This is a genomic window from Phenylobacterium sp., assembly GCF_041920015.1.
Lineage (GTDB): Bacteria > Pseudomonadota > Alphaproteobacteria > Caulobacterales > Caulobacteraceae > Phenylobacterium.
Genome location: NZ_JAYRST010000024.1, coordinates 1 through 17012, shown reverse-complemented (window position 1 = coordinate 17012; position 17012 = coordinate 1). Strand labels below are relative to the sequence as shown.

The 17012-nt window shown below is 66.9% G+C and carries 22 protein-coding genes and 1 pseudogene; 2 read left to right on the top strand and 21 right to left on the bottom strand.

Annotated features, from left to right (window positions below; translation table 11 throughout):
- Positions 1-57: 57 nt before the first annotated feature.
- Positions 58-318 carry a helix-turn-helix domain-containing protein gene (locus ACE3TL_RS07270; protein WP_374578053.1) on the top strand — a complete coding sequence of 87 codons (261 nt, stop codon included), beginning with the start codon at positions 58-60 and terminating at the stop codon, positions 316-318.
- Here the strand turns inward: ACE3TL_RS07270 and panB are convergent.
- From panB to alr, 8 genes are all read right to left on the bottom strand, one after another.
- Positions 315-1142, bottom strand: coding sequence for a 3-methyl-2-oxobutanoate hydroxymethyltransferase (panB, locus tag ACE3TL_RS07265; RefSeq protein ID WP_374578052.1), 828 nt, complete (start codon positions 1140-1142; stop codon positions 315-317). The two genes, ACE3TL_RS07270 and panB, sit on opposite strands and share 4 nt — an antisense overlap.
- 3 nt (positions 1143-1145) lie before the next feature.
- Positions 1146-1526 carry a hypothetical protein gene (locus tag ACE3TL_RS07260; RefSeq protein ID WP_374578051.1) on the bottom strand — a complete coding sequence of 127 codons (381 nt, stop codon included), beginning with the start codon at positions 1524-1526 and terminating at the stop codon, positions 1146-1148.
- Complete coding sequence (locus ACE3TL_RS07255) at positions 1519-2097, bottom strand: RNA polymerase sigma factor (protein WP_374578050.1); 579 nt, start codon at positions 2095-2097, stop codon at positions 1519-1521. The genes ACE3TL_RS07260 and ACE3TL_RS07255 overlap by 8 nt, the downstream gene beginning before the upstream one ends.
- Positions 2098-2121: 24 nt before the next feature.
- Positions 2122-2493 carry a DUF6249 domain-containing protein gene (locus tag ACE3TL_RS07250; RefSeq protein WP_374578049.1) on the bottom strand — a complete coding sequence of 124 codons (372 nt, stop codon included), beginning with the start codon at positions 2491-2493 and terminating at the stop codon, positions 2122-2124.
- A gap of 105 nt (positions 2494-2598) precedes the next feature.
- Complete coding sequence (locus tag ACE3TL_RS07245) at positions 2599-2946, bottom strand: ArsC family reductase (RefSeq protein ID WP_374578048.1); 348 nt, start codon at positions 2944-2946, stop codon at positions 2599-2601.
- A gap of 96 nt (positions 2947-3042) precedes the next feature.
- The gene (locus ACE3TL_RS07240; RefSeq protein ID WP_374578047.1) at positions 3043-3390 is read right to left on the bottom strand and encodes a RidA family protein; all 348 of its coding nucleotides are present in this window, start codon (positions 3388-3390) and stop codon (positions 3043-3045) included.
- Between the two features lie 34 nt (positions 3391-3424).
- On the bottom strand, positions 3425-4678 hold the full coding sequence (locus tag ACE3TL_RS07235) for a D-amino acid dehydrogenase (RefSeq protein WP_374578046.1): 1254 nt from the start codon (positions 4676-4678) through the stop codon (positions 3425-3427).
- The gene (gene alr, locus ACE3TL_RS07230) at positions 4675-5814 is read right to left on the bottom strand and encodes an alanine racemase (protein ID WP_374578045.1); all 1140 of its coding nucleotides are present in this window, start codon (positions 5812-5814) and stop codon (positions 4675-4677) included. Before alr ends, ACE3TL_RS07235 begins: the two co-directional genes overlap by 4 nt.
- Before the next feature lie 126 nt (positions 5815-5940).
- Between alr and ACE3TL_RS07225 the strand changes: the two genes are divergently transcribed.
- Positions 5941-6414 (top strand): Lrp/AsnC family transcriptional regulator, encoded by a 474-nt coding sequence (locus ACE3TL_RS07225; RefSeq protein WP_374578044.1) that lies wholly within the window; start codon positions 5941-5943, stop codon positions 6412-6414.
- Here the strand turns inward: ACE3TL_RS07225 and ACE3TL_RS07220 are convergent.
- From ACE3TL_RS07220 to ACE3TL_RS07160, 13 genes and pseudogenes are all read right to left on the bottom strand, one after another.
- The gene (locus ACE3TL_RS07220) at positions 6411-6773 is read right to left on the bottom strand and encodes a hypothetical protein (RefSeq protein ID WP_374578043.1); all 363 of its coding nucleotides are present in this window, start codon (positions 6771-6773) and stop codon (positions 6411-6413) included. The two genes, ACE3TL_RS07225 and ACE3TL_RS07220, sit on opposite strands and share 4 nt — an antisense overlap.
- A gap of 3 nt (positions 6774-6776) precedes the next feature.
- The gene (locus ACE3TL_RS07215; protein ID WP_374578042.1) at positions 6777-7796 is read right to left on the bottom strand and encodes a glycosyltransferase family 2 protein; all 1020 of its coding nucleotides are present in this window, start codon (positions 7794-7796) and stop codon (positions 6777-6779) included.
- Positions 7796-8365 carry a hypothetical protein gene (locus ACE3TL_RS07210; protein ID WP_374578041.1) on the bottom strand — a complete coding sequence of 190 codons (570 nt, stop codon included), beginning with the start codon at positions 8363-8365 and terminating at the stop codon, positions 7796-7798. Before ACE3TL_RS07210 ends, ACE3TL_RS07215 begins: the two co-directional genes overlap by 1 nt.
- A 26-nt stretch (positions 8366-8391) precedes the next feature.
- Positions 8392-10059 carry a hypothetical protein gene (locus ACE3TL_RS07205; RefSeq protein WP_374578040.1) on the bottom strand — a complete coding sequence of 556 codons (1668 nt, stop codon included), beginning with the start codon at positions 10057-10059 and terminating at the stop codon, positions 8392-8394.
- 147 nt (positions 10060-10206) lie between these two features.
- On the bottom strand, positions 10207-10797 hold the full coding sequence (locus ACE3TL_RS07200; RefSeq protein ID WP_374578039.1) for a 2'-5' RNA ligase family protein: 591 nt from the start codon (positions 10795-10797) through the stop codon (positions 10207-10209).
- 72 nt (positions 10798-10869) lie between these two features.
- Positions 10870-11268, bottom strand: a complete 399-nt coding sequence (locus tag ACE3TL_RS07195; RefSeq protein ID WP_374578038.1) for a HesB/IscA family protein — start codon at positions 11266-11268, stop codon at positions 10870-10872.
- A 17-nt stretch (positions 11269-11285) separates the two neighbouring features.
- Complete coding sequence (locus ACE3TL_RS07190; protein ID WP_374534232.1) at positions 11286-11648, bottom strand: SUF system Fe-S cluster assembly protein; 363 nt, start codon at positions 11646-11648, stop codon at positions 11286-11288.
- Between the two features lie 11 nt (positions 11649-11659).
- On the bottom strand, positions 11660-12874 hold the full coding sequence (locus tag ACE3TL_RS07185; RefSeq protein ID WP_374578037.1) for an aminotransferase class V-fold PLP-dependent enzyme: 1215 nt from the start codon (positions 12872-12874) through the stop codon (positions 11660-11662).
- Positions 12874-13905, bottom strand: coding sequence for a Fe-S cluster assembly protein SufD (gene sufD / locus ACE3TL_RS07180; protein ID WP_374578036.1), 1032 nt, complete (start codon positions 13903-13905; stop codon positions 12874-12876). The genes ACE3TL_RS07185 and sufD overlap by 1 nt, the downstream gene beginning before the upstream one ends.
- Positions 13902-14651 (bottom strand): Fe-S cluster assembly ATPase SufC, encoded by a 750-nt coding sequence (gene sufC / locus ACE3TL_RS07175; protein ID WP_374578035.1) that lies wholly within the window; start codon positions 14649-14651, stop codon positions 13902-13904. The genes sufD and sufC overlap by 4 nt, the downstream gene beginning before the upstream one ends.
- Positions 14651-15025 carry a hypothetical protein gene (locus ACE3TL_RS07170; RefSeq protein ID WP_374578034.1) on the bottom strand — a complete coding sequence of 125 codons (375 nt, stop codon included), beginning with the start codon at positions 15023-15025 and terminating at the stop codon, positions 14651-14653. The genes sufC and ACE3TL_RS07170 overlap by 1 nt, the downstream gene beginning before the upstream one ends.
- 26 nt (positions 15026-15051) lie before the next feature.
- A complete protein-coding gene (gene sufB / locus ACE3TL_RS07165) occupies positions 15052-16521 on the bottom strand; it encodes a Fe-S cluster assembly protein SufB (RefSeq protein ID WP_374578033.1) in 1470 nt (489 codons plus the stop codon).
- A 12-nt stretch (positions 16522-16533) separates the two neighbouring features.
- Positions 16534-16965, bottom strand: a pseudogene (locus tag ACE3TL_RS07160) (aminotransferase class V-fold PLP-dependent enzyme); the annotation flags it as partial.
- Positions 16966-17012: the final 47 nt, after the last annotated feature.

The window sequence follows — 17012 nt, the reverse complement described above, 5'->3', positions numbered from 1 at the left end:
AGAGCGCTTGCAGATGCGCGCAGGGAGCCTAAGCTCCTGAAAAAAGGGAGGAAGGCGATGATCATATCGCTGCCGCCAGTGCGCGCGGACCTCGCCGTCATCGGCCAGAGGCTACGCTCGGTGCGTCAGGCTCGCGGCCTGGAGGTCGACGACCTCGCCCGCCGCGCGCACCTGCCGTCGTCGGAACTGTCCCTGGCCGAGAGCGGACGCGCCAGACTGGATTCGGCCCAGGTCCACGCCCTGACCGACGCGCTGCACGTCTCGCCCCGCATCCTGTTCGAACCGAGGCTCGACGTCTCGCGCCTGCGCCGGCTCTAGCCCGCCTTGGCGAAGTAGATTTCCGCCGGCCCGGGGAAACGCCGGGCGCGGACGTCCTCGGCGTAGCCGCCGACCGCCTTGCCGATCTCCGCGCGCAGATCTCCGTAGCGGCGGACGAACTTCGGCGTCCAGTCGAACAGGCCGAGCATATCGTCGGTGACGAGGATCTGCCCGTCGCAACCGGCCGAGGCGCCAATGCCGATGGTCGGCACGGAAATCGCCTCGGTGATCTCGCGCGCCAACCCCTCGGCCACGCCCTCGACCACGACCGCGAAGGCGCCCGCCGCGGCGGTCGCCTTGGCCTCCTCGAGAATTCGCGCGCGCTCCTCGCCGGCCTTGCCCTTGGCCTTGAAGCCGCCGTCGACCAGCACCGCCTGCGGCCGCAGTCCGACATGACCCATCACCGGGATGCCCCGCTTGACCAGATATTCGATGGTGGCGACCACGGTCGGCCCGCTCTCGACCTTCACCGCCTGGGCGCCGGTCTCCTTCATCACGCGCGCGGCGTTCTCATAGGCCGTCTCGGGCGAACCCTCGTAGGAGCCGAACGGCATGTCGACCACGACCATCGCGCGCCGGGCGGTCCGCATCACCGCCTGGCCGTGCAGGATCATCATCTCCAGCGTGACTCCGACCGTATTGGGCAGGCCATGGACCACCATGCCCACGGAATCGCCGACCAGCAGCAGGTCGCAATGCTCGTCCAGGATCTCGGCCATCGGCGCGGTGTAGGCCGTCAGGCAGACGATAGGCACACCCCCCTTGCGGGCGGCGATGTCCGGGGCGGCGATACGCCGAACGGCGTCCTGGCGATGCGACGACATGACTTAAAACTCCTCAAGGACGCGAGTGATCAGGAAGCCGACGGCCAGCACCGCCATCCCGCCGGCGACCCATACCACGGTCCCGCCCGAAGGCAGCGCCGAGAGCAGCTCGGCCCGCGGCGCCAATTGCTGCATCCCCGCCTCCAGCAGCCGGGTCGAGCCGCTCGAAGCGCCTTCCAGGCGCTGGACGAAGTTCGACATGATGAGCTGGCTGGCCCCGATCACCCCACCGGCCAGGCCCGCTGCGCCAATGATCCAGCGACGCATGTTCCAGCCACGGTCGAGCTTGCGTTCGACCGTGGCGGCGAAGGTCCTCTCGTCGGGGAAGGCGGGCGGTTCGGCGAACAGGCGCTCCAGACGCCGCTCGAAATCGAGCTCAGCCATTCTCGCGCCTCCTCTCTTCCGGATCGGCGGGCGCCAATCGCGCTCTGAGCTTCTCCAGACCACGTTTGACATGGGACTTGACCGTTCCAAGCGGCAGATTCAAGGCGTCAGCGGCCTCGGCATGCGAAAGCCCCGCGCCGTAGCACATCGAGACGCAGATGCGCTCGGCCGGCCCGAGCGCGCGCAGCGCCTCGTCGAGATCTATGCGCCCGGCTGCGTCCGGCGGGGCGGCGACCTCCGCGCCCTCTTCCACCGCGCTCGCCAGGCTGGCGATCCGCCGCTCCTTCTGCAGGCGGCGCAGGTACTGGCGCGCGCCGATCTTGCGGACCCAGGCGGCGAACGCGCCCTGCCCGCGAAACTCGCCGATCCGCTCGAAGGCGATCAGGAACGCGTCCTGCGCCACGTCGTCGGCCTCGGCCGGCGCCGCGCCCATCCGGCGCAGCAGTCCGCGAACCGCCGAGCCGTGCCGCCGCACCAGCTCGCCGAACGCCGCGCGGTCCCCCGCCGCGGCCAGGGCGGCCAGTTCGACGTCGTGCGAACCCGCCAGCCGTGTCTGTTGTGCGCCCGACATGGGCCTGCCCCTCCCCGGAGCCGCCTATTTGCCGCGCGAGATGAATGAGAGCGCCACCAGCGCCAAGCCGATGAAGCCGGGAAACGCCGCGACGCCCAGCAGCGGATAGAGCGCGTCCGGCTCCTCGAACGAGACCGCAAAACCCAGCGCCGCAAAGCCCACGGCGACGCCGAGCCAGATGATCCCGGCGCGCAGGTCGCGATAGGGCGACGGCGGCGGCTTCGCATCGCTGGTCAGCGCCTGCACCACCTCCGGCGGCAGTTCGGCCCCCTTCTCGATCGAGGCGCGCAGGGTGTCCTGCAGCCGCTGGCGCTCCAGGCTCTTCAGGTAACGCGGCACGATCACGATGGCTGTGATCATGGCGAAGAACCCCAGCGGGATCAGAATCTCTTCCACGACAACTCTCCTCGATGCGTGAGCCCTGCGGCTCTTCTGAAACGAAAGAGGCGCCGGCCGAGCTCTATGGATGCAACTGCGGGGATGAAATGTTCGTCATGTTGGTCAGCCCAGCGCTGCAGCGTAGGCGTCGGGCTTGAAGCCGACCAGCAGCTTGCCGTCGATGTCCAGCACCGGCCGTTTGATCATCGACGGCTGGGCCAGCATCAGGCCGATGGCCTTTTCCTGGTCGAGGCCGGTCTTGTCGGCGTCCGGCAGCTTGCGGAAGGTAGTTCCATTCCTGTTGAGCAGCAGCTCCCAGCCCACCTTGGCGGCCCACTGCTCCAGGCGCTCGCGGTCGATCCCCTCGGCCTTGTAGTCATGAAAGGCGTAGTCGACCCCATGCGCGTCCAGCCAGGCCCGCGCCTTCTTCATCGTGTCGCAGGCCTTGATGCCGTAGATGGTGGTGGTCATGGGGTCGAATCCGATCGGTTGCGCCGCGTCCCGTTTAGCGCGGGACGCGGCGTTTTCCGAGCGGTCGCCGGCGGCGCCCCGGATGCGATCCGAAGATCAGTCGCGCGCGGCGACCACGATGATCTCCACCTTGTAGGCCGGCGTCGCCAGCTTGGCTTCGCCGGTCGCACGGGCCGGCGCGTCCTTGCCGCCCACCCAGGCGTCCCACACCGCGTTCATCTCGCCGAAGTCGGCCATGTCCGCCAGCCAGATGGTGGCGGTCAGGATCTTCGACTTGTCGCTGCCGGCGGCCGCCAGCAGTCGCTCGATCTGCTTCAGCACTTCCTGGGTCTGGACGGTCACGCTCTGGCCAGGCGCCCCGACCTGGCCCGCCAGATAGACGGTGTTCCCGTGGATGATGGCCTGGCTCATGCGCGGGCCCGATTCGATGCGTTCAATCGCCATGCGGCGCTCCTTCCTTGGGGTCGGGGGTCGAAATCTATGCGTACCGGGCGATCGCCAGGTCGCGATGCTCGATCGCCGGGGCTTTGCCGCCGATCACGTCGGCGATCAACTGGCCCGAGCCGCATGCCATGGTCCAGCCCAGCGTACCGTGTCCGGTATTGGTGAAGAGGTTCGCCAGCGGCGTCGCCCCGACGATCGGCGTGCCGTCCGGGGTCATCGGGCGCAGGCCCGACCAGAACGTCGCCTCGCCCACCCGCCCGGCGTCGGGGAACAGGCTCTGCAGCGAATGCTCCAGCGTGCGCTGGCGGCGCGGCTCCAGGCGGTTGTTGTAACCGGAGATCTCCGCCATCCCGCCGACCCGGATGCGGTCCCCCAGCCGGGTGATGGCGACCTTGTAGCTTTCGTCCAGCAGGGTCGAGACCGGCGCGTGGTCGGCCTCCGCGATCGGAACCGTGATCGAATATCCCTTCACCGGATAGACCGGCACACGCAGGCCCAGCGGCGCCAGCAGCATCGGCGAATAGCTGCCCAGCGCCGCCAGATAGGCGTCGGCCTTCATCTCGCCCTCGCTGGTGCGAACGCCCGCCACCGCCGCGCCCTCAACGCGCAATCCCTCGATCCGGGTCTCGAAGCGGAACTCGACGCCCAGGGCCTTGGCCATCTCCGCCAAGGCGCCGGTGAACTTGAAGCAGTCGCCGGTCTCGTCATGGGGCAGGCGCAGGCCGCCGACGAACGGCTCGTCGGCGCGCGCCAGCCCGGGTTCGGCCGCGATGCAGCCGGCGCGGTCCAACACCTCGTAGGGAACGCCGTAGCTCTCCAGCACCTCGATATCCTTGTCGACCGCGTCCAGGTCGGAAGCCTTGCGGAACAGTTGCAGCGTGCCGCGGCTGCGTTCGTCATAGGCGATCCCGGTCTCGCGCCGCAGGTCGATCAGGCGGTCGCGGCTGTATTCGGCCAGCCGCACCATGCGGCTCTTGTTGACGGCGTAGCGCACCGGCGTGCAGTTGCGCAGTGTCGACAACAGCCAGCCCACCGTCGCCGGGTCGAGCTTCGGCTTCAGGATCAGCGGCGCGTGCTTCATCATCAGCCAGCGCACCGCCTTCCGCGGAATACCCGGCCCCGCCCAGGGCGAAGCATAGCCCGGAGAGATTTCACCGGCGTTGGCGAAACTGGTCTCCAGGGCCGGCCCGGGCTGGCGGTCGATCACCGTCACCTCATGCCCCGCCCGCGCCAGGTAATAGGCGCTGGTCACGCCGACCACGCCGGCTCCCAGGACTGCGACCTTCATTGGGCTTGGCCTCCGCGATGGGTCGAGGGGCGATAGACGCGCTCGAAGCGCCGCCCCAGGCTGGTGAGGATTTCGTAGGTGATGGTCTCGGCCATGTCGGCCACGGCCTGCAGCGGCTGATGCGGGCCGATCAGTTCGACCAGATCGCCCTCGGCCAATTCGCCGTCCGCCAGTTCGGTGACGTCCAGCCCGATGCTGTCCATCGATATCCGCCCGACGATGGGCAGGCGGACGCCGCGCCAGTAGGCCGCCGCCTTACCGCCCAGGCGCCTTGGCCAACCGTCGGCGTATCCCATGCCCAGCGTGGCGATGCGGCGCGCCTCGCCCGCGACATAGGTCAGGCCGTATCCGACCCCCGCGCCGGCCGGAATGGTGCGGACCTGAACGACCCGCGCCTCCAGGGTGACCACGTCGCGAAGCCCGGCGCCGCCCTGCGCCAGCGGATCGCCGCCGTAGAGCGCGACGCCCAGCCGCACGAGATCGCCATGAAAGGCCGCGCTGGCGAAGCTGCCCCCGGAATTGGCGAGCGAGCGCGGAGCGTCCGGCGCCAGGCGCTCGGCCAGGGCGTTGAAGCAGCTCAACTGCCGGACGTTGGCCGGCGCATCGGGCGTATCCGCACAAGCCAGGTGGCTCATCACCAGGACGACGTCCACCGCTGCGAAAAAGCTCGGATCGGCCGCCAGTTGCTCCACGTCCTCGGCGGAAAGCCCCAGGCGCGACATGCCGCTGTCCACCTGGACCGCAGCCGGCAGCGGCCGGCCCGCCGCGCGCGCCATCTCGGCCCAGCGCCGCGCCTGGGCCAGCGAATTCAGCACCGGCCGCAACCTGGCCTCCGCGCAAGCCCGCTCGGCGCCTGGCGGCAATCCATTGAGCACATAGAGCCGCGCGTCGGCCGGCAAGGTCGGCCCCAATTCCAGCGCTTCGCCCAGCACCGCCACGAAGAAGTCGCGGCATCCCGCCTCGGCCAGGGCCACGGCGACCTTGGCCGCGCCCAGCCCATAGGCGTCCGCCTTCACCACAGCGGCAGCCCGCGCCGGGGCGACCCGGGCGGCGATGGCCAGATAGTTCGCGACGATGGCGTCGAGATCGATGGTGAGGCGCGCGCCGGCGTATGCGTCAAAAGCGTCCGATCGCAAGGCTTCCTCCACCTCAGCCGTCACGACCAATGCTACTTGAACATAATTCGAATTATTTGCCGAAAATTCGCCGATAAATGCGATGAAAACCCGGAAGCAGCATCTTCATCTAGCAACAGGCAACAGATGAGCGCCGCCCTGGACAACATCGACCGCAGCCTGATCCGCCTGCTGCGCCTGAACGGCCGCCGGCCCAACAGCGAACTGGCCGAGGAGGTCGGGCTCTCGCCCTCCGCCTGCCTGCGCCGCATCCGGCTTCTCGAGGAGCGCGGGATCATCCGCGGCTACACCGCCATCATCGCCGCCTCCGAGGAAGGCGAGCGGATCGTCGCCATCGTCCGTCTCACCCTGGAAAAGCAGACCGAGGAATATCTCCGCCGCTTCGAAGCCGCCGTGCGAGAGCACCCGGAGATCGAGGAATGCTTCCTGATGACCGGCGACGCCGACTATATCCTGCGCGTCTCGGCGGCCAGCGCCTCGGCCTACGAGGCCATCCACACCGACATCCTCTCCCGCCTGCCCGGCGTCGCCCGCATCCACTCCAGCATGGCGATGCGCAACGTGCTCCAGCAACGCCCGGCTCGGCGCGCGCGGGGCTAAGCTCGCACTTGGCTCACGACGATCAGGAAGCCCACCAGGATTAGGGCGTAGCCCGCCCCCATCGCGGCGGAGAATGGTTCTTTGAACAGCACCCAGGCGGCGACGGGCACCAACGCCGAGCCGACCAGTGAGAAGATATAGGCTTGGGACAACGGCACCCGAGTCAGCACGTAGAACCAGAACAGCGCTGTCGCCCCATACCAGGCAAAGGCGCCAATCAGCGGCCAGTTCTGAACGACGCGCAGCAGGAATACGCCCTCCAGACGCGCATTATAGATCGCCGCCCACTTGAACATCACTTGGCCAATTGGCAGGGCCAAAGCAAAGATCGAGCATAATAACGCGTCGCGAAGGGACATGCTCTACTCCCCGTCAATGCGTTCGAGGGTTCGCAAATACGGGTGGATAGGACGAGTCGGCACGTTCATCGCGTCGAAGTTGATGGACTGAAGCAGCATCTGGACGCCGACAATGACTGGAAGGGCCGCAGTCATCACGATTCCCGGCGAAGCTGCTTGGCCCGGTTCACGCACCGCCAACCAATGCAGCCCATAGCCGCCGCCGAATAACAACAGAGCGAGGCCGAACACCATTTCCAGGGTCGCGACATTGAAGTCCCGAACAAAGTATTGCCCAAGCACGCGCCGGATAAGATTGCGCAGATGTCGCATCGCAAACGACCCGACCACCGCCCTCACCCGCAAGCTGGAAATCTCATCGGCGTAGCGAGCCGGAATGGGCACGTCCCGCACCACCGCGCGTAGCGTTCCGAGATGATAGAGTAGGTCAGTCTCGAAGAAATAGCGTCGCGCCACCTGCTTTCGCAGCAGCAGCCGCGCCACGCTCGCCTCAATCGCCGTAAAGCCGTTGGTTGGATCGAAGACATTCCAGTAGCCGGTCGAAGCCTTGGCCGCGAACGAAAGCGCTGCATTGCCGAAGACTCGCACGCCCGGCATTCCTCCGAGGTGTCCGACTGACGAGAAGCGGTTGCCCTTGGTATAGTCGGCTTCGCCCAGGATGATCGGCACTACGAGTTGCGACAGATAGGCGAGGTCCATTTGGTCGTCCCCATCGACCTTTACCAGGATGCCCGCGCCCCGGCGGACCGCCTCGGCATAGCCAGCCATGACCGCGCCGCCCACACCCTGATTTTCCGAAAGTCTCACAACAACGACCCGCGGGTCACGAACCACGGCCTCAATATGATCAGCGGTGTGTTGTGGACAGGCGTCGTCTACGCAGACGATCCCCTCTATCCAGGACGGAGCGGCGGCGATCACCCGATGGATATGGTCGCGAACCTTGTAACAGGGCACGACGATCCAGACGCGGGCGTCCGGCAACAAGTGATGCGGTTCACTGGCGTCAGAAGCCACGTACATCAACCGGGCTCCCGAACGAGCGCGATCTGGTGCACGACCGTCTCGCCGCCATCGGCTTCGAGGTCCAGCCGGATTTGCTCAATCTTCCCCCGTCCCCAGTCTGAACGGCCAGATCGGGTGTAGGTCATGGGATAGGCCAGAACGACAGGAACGCCCGCCTCTGGTGCGGCGGCTAAACGATTGACGAAGGCTTCGCTCTCGCCGTGTCGAGGCGTCGTATAGAAGACGGCGCCATCCCAGATTTTCGTCGGCGTGCGGCGGGTCAGTCGGACAAGGAGGATCGCAGCGTCACCCCCTTTGATCCCCAAGCCAGAGGGGCTCCGCAAGCCGGGATCAGCGCCGTTCACGATGACCAGCCCCTGGCCGCCTTGGGCGGTCATGGCCGCGTTCGAGGGTACGAACCCCTGCGCTTGGCCGCTTTGCGCAAAATCCCAGCTCCGCACGACCGAAGCGGGCCGCCCGTCCAGCAGGAACCGAGCGCTCTCGCCATCCCAGTCCGCAGTCTTCCAGTTGCGCGGTCCGATGGGGTAGTTGGGTTTGTCGCAGCCAGCCAACAGGCTCATCGCCAACAACACCGCCAATATGCCATGCCGCCTCATGGATGTTCAGCTTCTGGCAAATAGACGGACAACACGTCTCCGTCGAAGACCGGGTGCCAGGGGCCCGCGGGCTCACGCCCACTGAAAGCGATCACCATGCGGGCCTGGCCGATCAGCTTGGGGCCTACCTTCCTCGGGTCTGTCAATTCAACCCGCGGGCGGCCGTGCAGGCGCAGAAACGCCACGTGTCCGTCATTCTGGTCGCCGGCAATTACAAGCAATTCTCCAGTTCGGCTCTCCGATAGTGAATCGGCTATATGCAGTTCGTGTTCCAGCGCGATGTTGCGTGCTGCGATCTCGCCGACCCAAGCGTCGTCCGCCCAGGTGGACAGCAACCCAATCACGACGAAGTAGATCGCCCAGGTTCGATTCCAGGCTGGGCACAATGCCATGGCGACAACCACGCCCACGCTCGCCAGCACTGCGGCGGGCGCCAACGCCACAGGCGAGAATGCGTTGATCGCCGCCCCGTCCCAGGGATGGAGGTTCATGCGCCCGCCGATGATCGCCGCAGCCCACGCAGCCAGTCCCAACGCGACCACCAGCGCTGCGATCCAGCGGACGGTCGGAAGCCTTTGCACTAACGGACGCGCGGCCAGCAGCCACAGCATGGGCACGAAGAACTCGAAATAGCGCCCCCAAAGCCGCCGCGTCTCGCTTTCCACATAGGCTATCTTGAAAGTGAAGATCGTCACCATCGCCAAGGCGCCGATCAGACACAGGGTCACGAACAACAGCACCACGTCCCCCGCGTCGGGTTGGCGCCGCCGCACGGCGTCACGCTCCAGCAAGTCGGCGACCCAGGCGACCAGCGGCGTCCCGACGAACATCGCGCATAGCGAGATCATGGCGCCAGCCGATAGCGTCGCCAGCGGCAGGGCGTCCCGCGCCGCCTCATGGCTCATCTGCTTGGCGTAGTACGGCGAGCCGGCGAAGAAACGCATTGCATCGCCAAGTTCCTTCCCGACCGCAAGCTCGATAAGCGTCCCGGTAAGGAAAAAGGCGGTCCCAAGGAGCGCCAGCCGCCAAGCGATCGGCCGTGCGCCTTCACGCCGCCAGATGCCCACAATCACCGTGAGCGCCAGCAGCGCCAACATCACAGCCACCCCATGCGGTTTGATCAGCACCAGCACCGCGCTCAGCGCGCCAACCGCGAACGCCGCGTGAACCGGGCGGGTGAGCCAGGCCCGGTGAACGATCAGGGCGATCGCACAAAGGCCGCCGATATAGAGCCCTTCCGGCATGGCCGTGACGACGAAGCGGTAGTAGGGAAACGCCGCCGCCACCAGCAGCACGGCATTGGCTGCGGACCTACCTCCTTCGCGAACCGCAATCGCGTAGAGGGCCGCAAGCCCCCCGGCATAGGCGGCCATACCCAACAGTCGCATCCAGGGCAGTACGTTGAGCGACAGAAGATCGACCAGCCGGACAAGTGCGAAATAAACTGGATTTTCGACGGTCTGTAGGCCTGGATAGAGGCCAGGATCGATGTCTAGACGATGAGCATAAAGGGCTCGGATCAGATAGGCGCCTTCATCCCCTGCATAAAGCGGAAGCTCGGCGAACACGCGGTTCAAATAAAAGAAAAGAACTCCAGCCCCGGCGACCAGAATGAGCCATAAGCTTGCCTGCCTCGCCAGCCTGGAAATCTTCGCATCCGACACGCCGTACCTCGGATTATCTCTTCCGTCCGTCCGCGCCGCGACTCGGGTCCCTCACCGCAGCGAGACAGCCTCTACCATCTATAGTGGCTCGCCTGCTCACGCACGATGTATCGTTGCGTGTTTCATACACTTGATCGTTGATCGCTCCTATCTTGTCCCACGCAGCGGCCAGCGTCCGACCATGCGGGCGGGGCGGCCGCGACGTTTCACCACCAGGACAAAGGCCTCGGCGCGCCAGCAGATCGGTGAGGGCAGCATCGTTTCCGGCATCGGGGCTTGGTCGCGCGCCGTGGTGACATGGGGCTCGAAGTCGCGCCGGCGGTCGGCGATCAGGCCAGCTTCGATGGCGGCCTCGACCAGCGCGTCGTGCAGGCCGCTCAGCGCCGCCTTGGCGCCGTAGCCGCAGCCCAGCACCCGCGCGCCGCCGCCGAACTGCATGGCCTTGACCAGATCGATCTCGATGGGCGGGCGGCGCACCATATCGGCCGCCGCCCGCATCTGCTCCAGCGCCTGCGCTTCTCCTGGTTCCAGGCCCAGGCCCCACAGCGAAAGATGCAGCCGACCCAAGGAATAGAGACCGCCATCCAGTCCCCAACGCCGCCCTAGCCAGGCTCCGCAGTCGAGGATTCGAGCGCCTGCATCCGCGCTCGGCACGATGTCGAAACACGCGACCGCACGCGCCGCCGCATGGGTTTCGCGGACGGCCGTGGGAAAGCCGAGATCGAGTTGCTGGTCCATATCCGCTCTCGATGAGAACAAATAAGGAACATTATCGCGCAGACCTCGCAGCGCCAAGCCTGGAACGGCGGCCTAGGACTCCGCCTGAGCCGGCTGGATGGTGACGCTTTCGCCGCAGCCGCAGGCGTCCGTCTCGTTCGGGTTGCGGAACGAGAACTTGGCCGAGAGCTTGGAGGTGACGTAGTCGATCTCGGTGCCGATCAGGAACAGCACGGCCTTGGGCTCGATCAGGATGGTCACGCCCTTGTCCTCGACCACCTCGTCCAGCGGCCCGGCCTCCTCGGCGTATTCCAGGACGTATTCCTGACCGGCGCAGCCGCCGTTCTTCACGCCGACGCGCAGGCCCGCATAGGGCTTTTCGGCCTTGGCCATGATCTCGCGCACACGCATCGCCGCAGCGTCGGTCAGGGTGACGACCTTGGGCCGAGGACGGCGCGCCCGGGGCGCGGGGGTGAGATTGAGCTCGCTCATGCCTGCTCCATATGGGGTCAGAACATGTTCAGTTGAAGTTTCGCCTCGTCGGACATCCGCGAGGGATCCCATGGCGGATCGAAGACCAGCTCGACGGTGACGTTGCGCACGCCGGGGATCTCGCGCACCGCATCCTGCACCCAGCCCGGCATGTCGCCGGCCACCGGGCAGCCCGGCGCGGTCAGGGTCATGTCGATGGCGACATCCTTGTCGTCCGAGACGTCAACCTTGTAGATCAGGCCCAGCTCGTAGATGTCGACCGGGATCTCGGGGTCGAACACCGTCTTCAGCTTCTCAATGAGCTGATCGGTCAGCGAGTCGAGTTCGGCCTGCGAAAGCGGCGTGGCTGCGGTCGGCTCGATGGAAGCGGCGTCGTCCATGGGTCAAATGCTCAAGCGAAAAAGGCCTGGGTGCGGGTCAGGGCGTCGACGAAGGCGTCGGCCTCCCCTTCGGTGTTATATAGGGCGAAGGACGCGCGGGCGCTGGCGGTCACGCCGAAACGCCGCATCAGCGGTTCGGCGCAATGGCTGCCGGCCCGCACCGCCACCCCGTAGCGGTCGAGGATCTGGGCGACGTCGTGCGCATGGGCGCCTTCGACGTTGAAGGCCAGGATCGCGCCCTTGCCCGGCGCCTGGCCGATGGGCTGCAGCCAGTTGGCGCCTTGCAGGCCGTCCATCACCCGCCCGTAGAGGCGCGCCTCGTGCTCGGCGGCGGCCTTGCGGTCGATGGTGTTCAGCCACTCGATCGCCGCGCCCAGGCCGATCGCCTCGAGGATTGGCGGCGTACCGGCCTCGAACCTGTGCGGCGGATCGGCGTAGGTGATGGCGTCGAGCCGCACCTCCCCGATCATCTCCCCCCCGCCCTGATAGGGCGGCAGGGCGGCCAGAGCCTCCGCCTTGCCGTAGAGCGCGCCGACGCCGGTCGGGCCGTAGAGCTTGTGGGCCGAGAAGACGTAGAAATCGACATCCAGCGCCTTCACGTCGACGTCCAGATGGACCACGCCCTGACAGCCGTCGACCAGCACCAGCGCGCCCGCCTCATGAACGATCCTGGCGATCTGCGCCACTGGATTGATCGTGCCCAGCACGTTCGACATGTGGGTGACGGCGACCATCCTGGTCCGCTCGGTCAGCAGCCCCGGCAGGGCCTCAAGGTCCAGCCGACCGTCGTCCAGCACCGGAACGAACTTCAGGACCACGCCCTTGCGCTCGCGCAGGAAGTGCCAGGGCACGATATTGGCGTGGTGCTCCATCTCGGTGAGCACGATCTCGTCGCCCTCGCCCAGCGAGGCGCCGAGGCCCGAGGCCACGAGGTTGATCGCCTCGGTCCCGCCCTTGGTGAAGACGATCTCGCCTTCCTCGGCGTTCAGGAGACGCGCGACCGACCGGCGGGCCGCCTCATAGGCGTCCGTGGTCTCGTTGGCCAGGGTGTGCAGGCCGCGGTGGACGTTGGCGTAGGAATGCTCCATCGCCCGGGTCATCGCCTCGATCACCGCGCGCGGCTTCTGGGCGCTGGCGGCGCTGTCCAGATAGACCAGCGGCTTGCCGTGCACCTCGCGCGAGAGGATCGGGAACTGGGCGCGGACCTGTTCGACGTCGAAGGCCATCAGCCGGCCAGCCTTTCGGCGAGCCAGGCGCGGATCGGCTCGCGAGCCGCCTCGTTCCAGATTCGGTCGGCGACCTCGCCGACGAAGGCGTCGATCAGGAGGCCGCGGGCCTCGGCTTCGGGCAGGCCCCGCTGACACATGTAGAACAGGGCCTCCTCGTCCAGACGGCCGATGGTATTGCCATGGGCGCACTGGACGTCGTCGGCGTGGATCAAAAGCTCGGGGCGAGCGTCGACCTCGGCCTGGTCCGACAGGATCAGCGCGTGGTGGCCCATGCGCGCGTCGGTGCGGTCGGCGCCCTCCTCCACCACGATGCGGCCCTGGAAGATGGCCCGGGCCTGATCGCGGACCACGCCCTTGGCGAGTTGGCTGGTGGTTCCGTCGACGCCGAGGTGGCGGACGATGGTGGTAAGGTCCGCATGGCGCTTGCCGGCCAGCAGATAGGCGCCGTCGAGCCGCACGCTGGCGTCGGCGCCAGGATGGTCGACCGCGGTCTCCAGCCGCTGGCGGCGCGCGCCGGAGGTGACGACCGTCTGGCCATACTCGGCCCTCGCGCCCAGCGTGACCTGCGCCTGGCTCACCAGCACGCCCTCGCCGCCATCGGCGGCCAGGACGATGCGCTCGACCGCCGCGCCCTCTTCCAGGACGATCTCCAGGCCCACATGGGTCACATAGGCCGCGGAGTCGCCTTCATAGGTCTCGAACAGGCGCAGCTTCGCGCCGCGCTCCACACGGATCGAGGCGCGGGCCGAAAACGCCGCTTCGCCGCGCGAGACGATTCGCAAGGCGACCATCGCCTCGTCCTGCGCCGGCACGACGATTTCGACGGCTTCACGCCCCCCGGCGAGGATATGGGTTTCGCTCGTCAGGCCGTCGAACGCCCCGCGGGGAAGCCCGGCCAGATCGACCGGCCCCGTCGGCGGCGGCAGCACGCGCAGCAGGCCGCGCAAATCGGTCCAGCGCCAGTCCTCGTCACGCTTGGACGGAAGCTGGGCCGGATCGCCGGCCTTCAGGGCGGAGGCGATGCTCACGCGGCCATCCTCGCATACTTGTCGTAGCCCTCGCGCTCCAGTTCGAGCGCCAGTTCCGGCCCGCCGGAATCCACGATCCGCCCGGCCGACAGCACGTGCACCCGATCGGGTTTGATGTAGTCGAGCAGCCGCTGGTAGTGGGTGATGACCAGCATCGAACGCTCAGGACTACGCAGGGCGTTCACCCCGTCCGAAACGATCTTCAGAGCGTCGATGTCCAGGCCGGAATCGGTCTCGTCCAGGATAAGGAAACGAGGCGAAAGCATCGCCATCTGAAAGATTTCCATCCGTTTCTTCTCACCGCCCGAGAAGCCGACGTTCAGCGCACGTTTGAGCATGTCGAAATCGATCTTCAACGCAGCGGCCGTCGCCTTGGCGAGCTTCAGGAACTCCGGCGCGCTCACCTCCGGCTCGCCGCGCGCCTTGCGCTGGGCGTTCATCGCCGTGCGGATGAAGGTGAGGGCCGGAACCCCCGGAATCTCCAGCGGATACTGGAAGGAGAGGAACACTCCCTTGGCGGCGCGCTCGGCCGGATCGAGGCTCAGCAGGTCTTCGCCATCAAGGGTCGCGGTCCCGGCGGTGACGTCATAGCCCTCCCGGCCGGTCAGCACGTAGGAGAGCGTCGACTTGCCCGCGCCGTTCGGCCCCATGATCGCGTGGACCTCGCCGGACGGCACCTCCAGGCTCAGGCCCTTGAGGATCTCGTTGCCGTCGACCTCGGCGTGCAGGTTGGAAATCGAAAGCATCAGTTGGTCTCGTCAGCCAGGTATTGGGCCATCACTTCGAGGGCTTCCTCGACGGTGTTCACGGCCTGCTGTTTGCGGGGTGCGGCGGTGCTGGTCGTGGCGGTGCGCTTGTCGGCCGAGCGCACGCTGATCGCTCCGGCCTCGAAATAGGCGTCGATCAGGAAGTCGTCGTGGTTCAGGCTGACCGTGTAGCGGCGCAGGCCGAGCGACAGGCCTTTCTCACGCAGAAAGCCCTCGTCCTCGGCCAGCGCCTCATGCAATTGCGTCGCCCGGGCCAGATCCTCCTCCTGCTGGCGGCGCTCGGCCTCCTCGCGGGCATGACGGACCGCGTCGCGGCGGGCGTGCTCGGCTTCGAAGGCGCGGCGAAGGGACATGGAGCGGGTCTCTGACGTTGCGAGGGTCATCCGACGGAGCCCTCAAGGGAAATGGCGACGAGTTTCTGGGCTTCCACGGCGAATTCCATGGGCAACTCCTGCAGCACGTCCTTGACGAAGCCGTTGACCAGAAGCTGCACGGCCTCCTCCTGCGAAAGCCCGCGCTGCATGGCGTAGAAGAGCTGGTCTTCCGACAGCTTGGTGGTCGTCGCCTCGTGTTCGAACACGCACCGGCTGTTGCGCGCCTCGACATAGGGCACGGTATGGGCCGCGCAGGTCTTGCCGATCAGCAGGCTGTCGCACTGTGTGAAGTTGCGCGCGCCCTTGGCCTTGGGATGGGCCGAGACCAGGCCGCGATAGGTGTTCGAGCTTTTCCCGGCGCTGATGCCCTTGGAGATGATCCGCGAGCGGGTGTCGGCGCCCAGATGGATCATCTTTGTGCCGGTGTCGGCCTGTTGGCGGCCGTTGGTGATGGCGATGGAATAGAACTCGCCCACGCTCCCGTTCCCGCGCAGCACGCAGGACGGATATTTCCAGGTGATCGCCGATCCGGTCTCGACCTGGGTCCACGACACCTTGGCGCGGTCGCCGCGGCAGTCGGCCCGCTTGGTGACGAAGTTATAGATGCCGCCCTTGCCGGTCTCCGGGTCGCCCGGATACCAGTTCTGGACCGTGGAGTATTTGATCTCCGCATCGTCCAGCACCACCAGTTCGACCACCGCGGCGTGAAGCTGGTTCTCATCGCGCATCGGCGCGGTGCAGCCTTCCAGATAGGAGACGTAGGCGCCCTTGTCGGCGATGATCAGGGTGCGCTCGAACTGACCGGAATTCTCGGCGTTGATGCGGAAATAGGTCGAAAGCTCCATCGGACAGCGCACGCCCGGCGGCACATAGACGAAACTGCCGTCCGAAAAGACCGCCGAATTGAGGCAGGCGTAGTAGTTGTCCGACACCGGCACCACAGAGCCCAGGTACTTGCGCACCAGCTCGGGATGCTCGCGGATCGCCTCGCTCATCGAACAGAAGATGACCCCGGCCTGGGCCAGCTCCTTCTTGAAGGTGGTCACCACCGAGACGCTGTCGAACACCGCATCGACCGCATAGCGCGGCGCGCCCTGCACGCCGGCCAGCACCTCCTGCTCGCGCAGCGGGATGCCCAGCTTCTCGTAGGTCGCCAGGATGTCGGGATCGACCTCGTCCAGGCTCTTGGGGCCTTCCTTGGCCTTGGGCGCGGCGTAGTAATAGGCGTCCTGATAGTCGATGCGCGGGAAGTGGACCTTGGCCCAACTCGGCTCGTCCATGGCCAGCCAGCGCTCATAGGCGTCCAGCCGCCAGGCCAGCATCCATTCCGGCTCGTCCTTCTTGGCCGAGATGAAACGGACGATTTCCTCCGACAGCCCCTTGGGCGCGAACTCCTGGTCGATGTCGGTGACGAAGCCGTGCTTGTACTTCTCCAGGCTCTCGACGTGTTCGACGGTCTGCTTGACGGCGGCCATACGCTTACCTCCTCACGCCGCCGGCGCGCGATGTCGCGCGGCGTGACGGGACTGAACTTGCTCCCAGGCGGCCGCGAAGGCCGCCCAATCTTCCGGCGTGGTCGCCCAGCCGCCCGAAACCCGGATGGCGCAAGCGGCCAGGTCGCCCTGCCCCATGGCCGCCAGCACGTGGCTGGCCTTCACCTTGCCCGACGAACAGGCCGAGCCGGCGCTGACCATGATCCCGGCCAGGTCCATCTGCATCACCTGCAGTTCCGAAGCCCAGCCGGCGCTGGCGACGCAGAGGGTGTTGGGCAGGCGCGGCGCGCCCTCGCCCATCACCACCGCACCGGCGGCCTTGAGGCGCGACGCCGCCGCATCGCGCGGCGCCGGATCGATGTCGCGGTCGTTCAGCGCCGCCAGGGCGGCTGCGCCGAAACCCGCGATCCCGGCGACATTCTCGGTGCCCGCGCGGCGGCCTCGCTACTGCCCGCCGCCAAGCTGGCGGCGCA

Bases quoted from the DNA above. Each gene is read 5' to 3' on its own strand.
- ACE3TL_RS07270 (WP_374578053.1), top strand. From the start codon at position 58: ATGATCATATCGCTGCCGCCAGTGCGCGCGGACCTCGCCGTCATCGGC.
- panB (WP_374578052.1), bottom strand. From the start codon at position 1,142: ATGTCGTCGCATCGCCAGGACGCCGTTCGGCGTATCGCCGCCCCGGAC.
- ACE3TL_RS07260 (WP_374578051.1), bottom strand. From the start codon at position 1,526: ATGGCTGAGCTCGATTTCGAGCGGCGTCTGGAGCGCCTGTTCGCCGAA.
- ACE3TL_RS07255 (WP_374578050.1), bottom strand. From the start codon at position 2,097: ATGTCGGGCGCACAACAGACACGGCTGGCGGGTTCGCACGACGTCGAA.
- ACE3TL_RS07245 (WP_374578048.1), bottom strand. From the start codon at position 2,946: ATGACCACCACCATCTACGGCATCAAGGCCTGCGACACGATGAAGAAG.
- ACE3TL_RS07240 (WP_374578047.1), bottom strand. From the start codon at position 3,390: ATGGCGATTGAACGCATCGAATCGGGCCCGCGCATGAGCCAGGCCATC.
- ACE3TL_RS07235 (WP_374578046.1), bottom strand. From the start codon at position 4,678: ATGAAGGTCGCAGTCCTGGGAGCCGGCGTGGTCGGCGTGACCAGCGCC.
- ACE3TL_RS07225 (WP_374578044.1), top strand. From the start codon at position 5,941: ATGAGCGCCGCCCTGGACAACATCGACCGCAGCCTGATCCGCCTGCTG.
- ACE3TL_RS07220 (WP_374578043.1), bottom strand. From the start codon at position 6,773: ATGTCCCTTCGCGACGCGTTATTATGCTCGATCTTTGCTTTGGCCCTG.
- ACE3TL_RS07215 (WP_374578042.1), bottom strand. From the start codon at position 7,796: ATGTACGTGGCTTCTGACGCCAGTGAACCGCATCACTTGTTGCCGGAC.
- ACE3TL_RS07200 (WP_374578039.1), bottom strand. From the start codon at position 10,797: ATGGACCAGCAACTCGATCTCGGCTTTCCCACGGCCGTCCGCGAAACC.
- ACE3TL_RS07195 (WP_374578038.1), bottom strand. From the start codon at position 11,268: ATGAGCGAGCTCAATCTCACCCCCGCGCCCCGGGCGCGCCGTCCTCGG.
- ACE3TL_RS07190 (WP_374534232.1), bottom strand. From the start codon at position 11,648: ATGGACGACGCCGCTTCCATCGAGCCGACCGCAGCCACGCCGCTTTCG.
- ACE3TL_RS07185 (WP_374578037.1), bottom strand. From the start codon at position 12,874: ATGGCCTTCGACGTCGAACAGGTCCGCGCCCAGTTCCCGATCCTCTCG.
- sufC (WP_374578035.1), bottom strand. From the start codon at position 14,651: ATGCTTTCGATTTCCAACCTGCACGCCGAGGTCGACGGCAACGAGATC.
- ACE3TL_RS07170 (WP_374578034.1), bottom strand. From the start codon at position 15,025: ATGTCCCTTCGCCGCGCCTTCGAAGCCGAGCACGCCCGCCGCGACGCG.
- sufB (WP_374578033.1), bottom strand. From the start codon at position 16,521: ATGGCCGCCGTCAAGCAGACCGTCGAACACGTCGAGAGCCTGGAGAAG.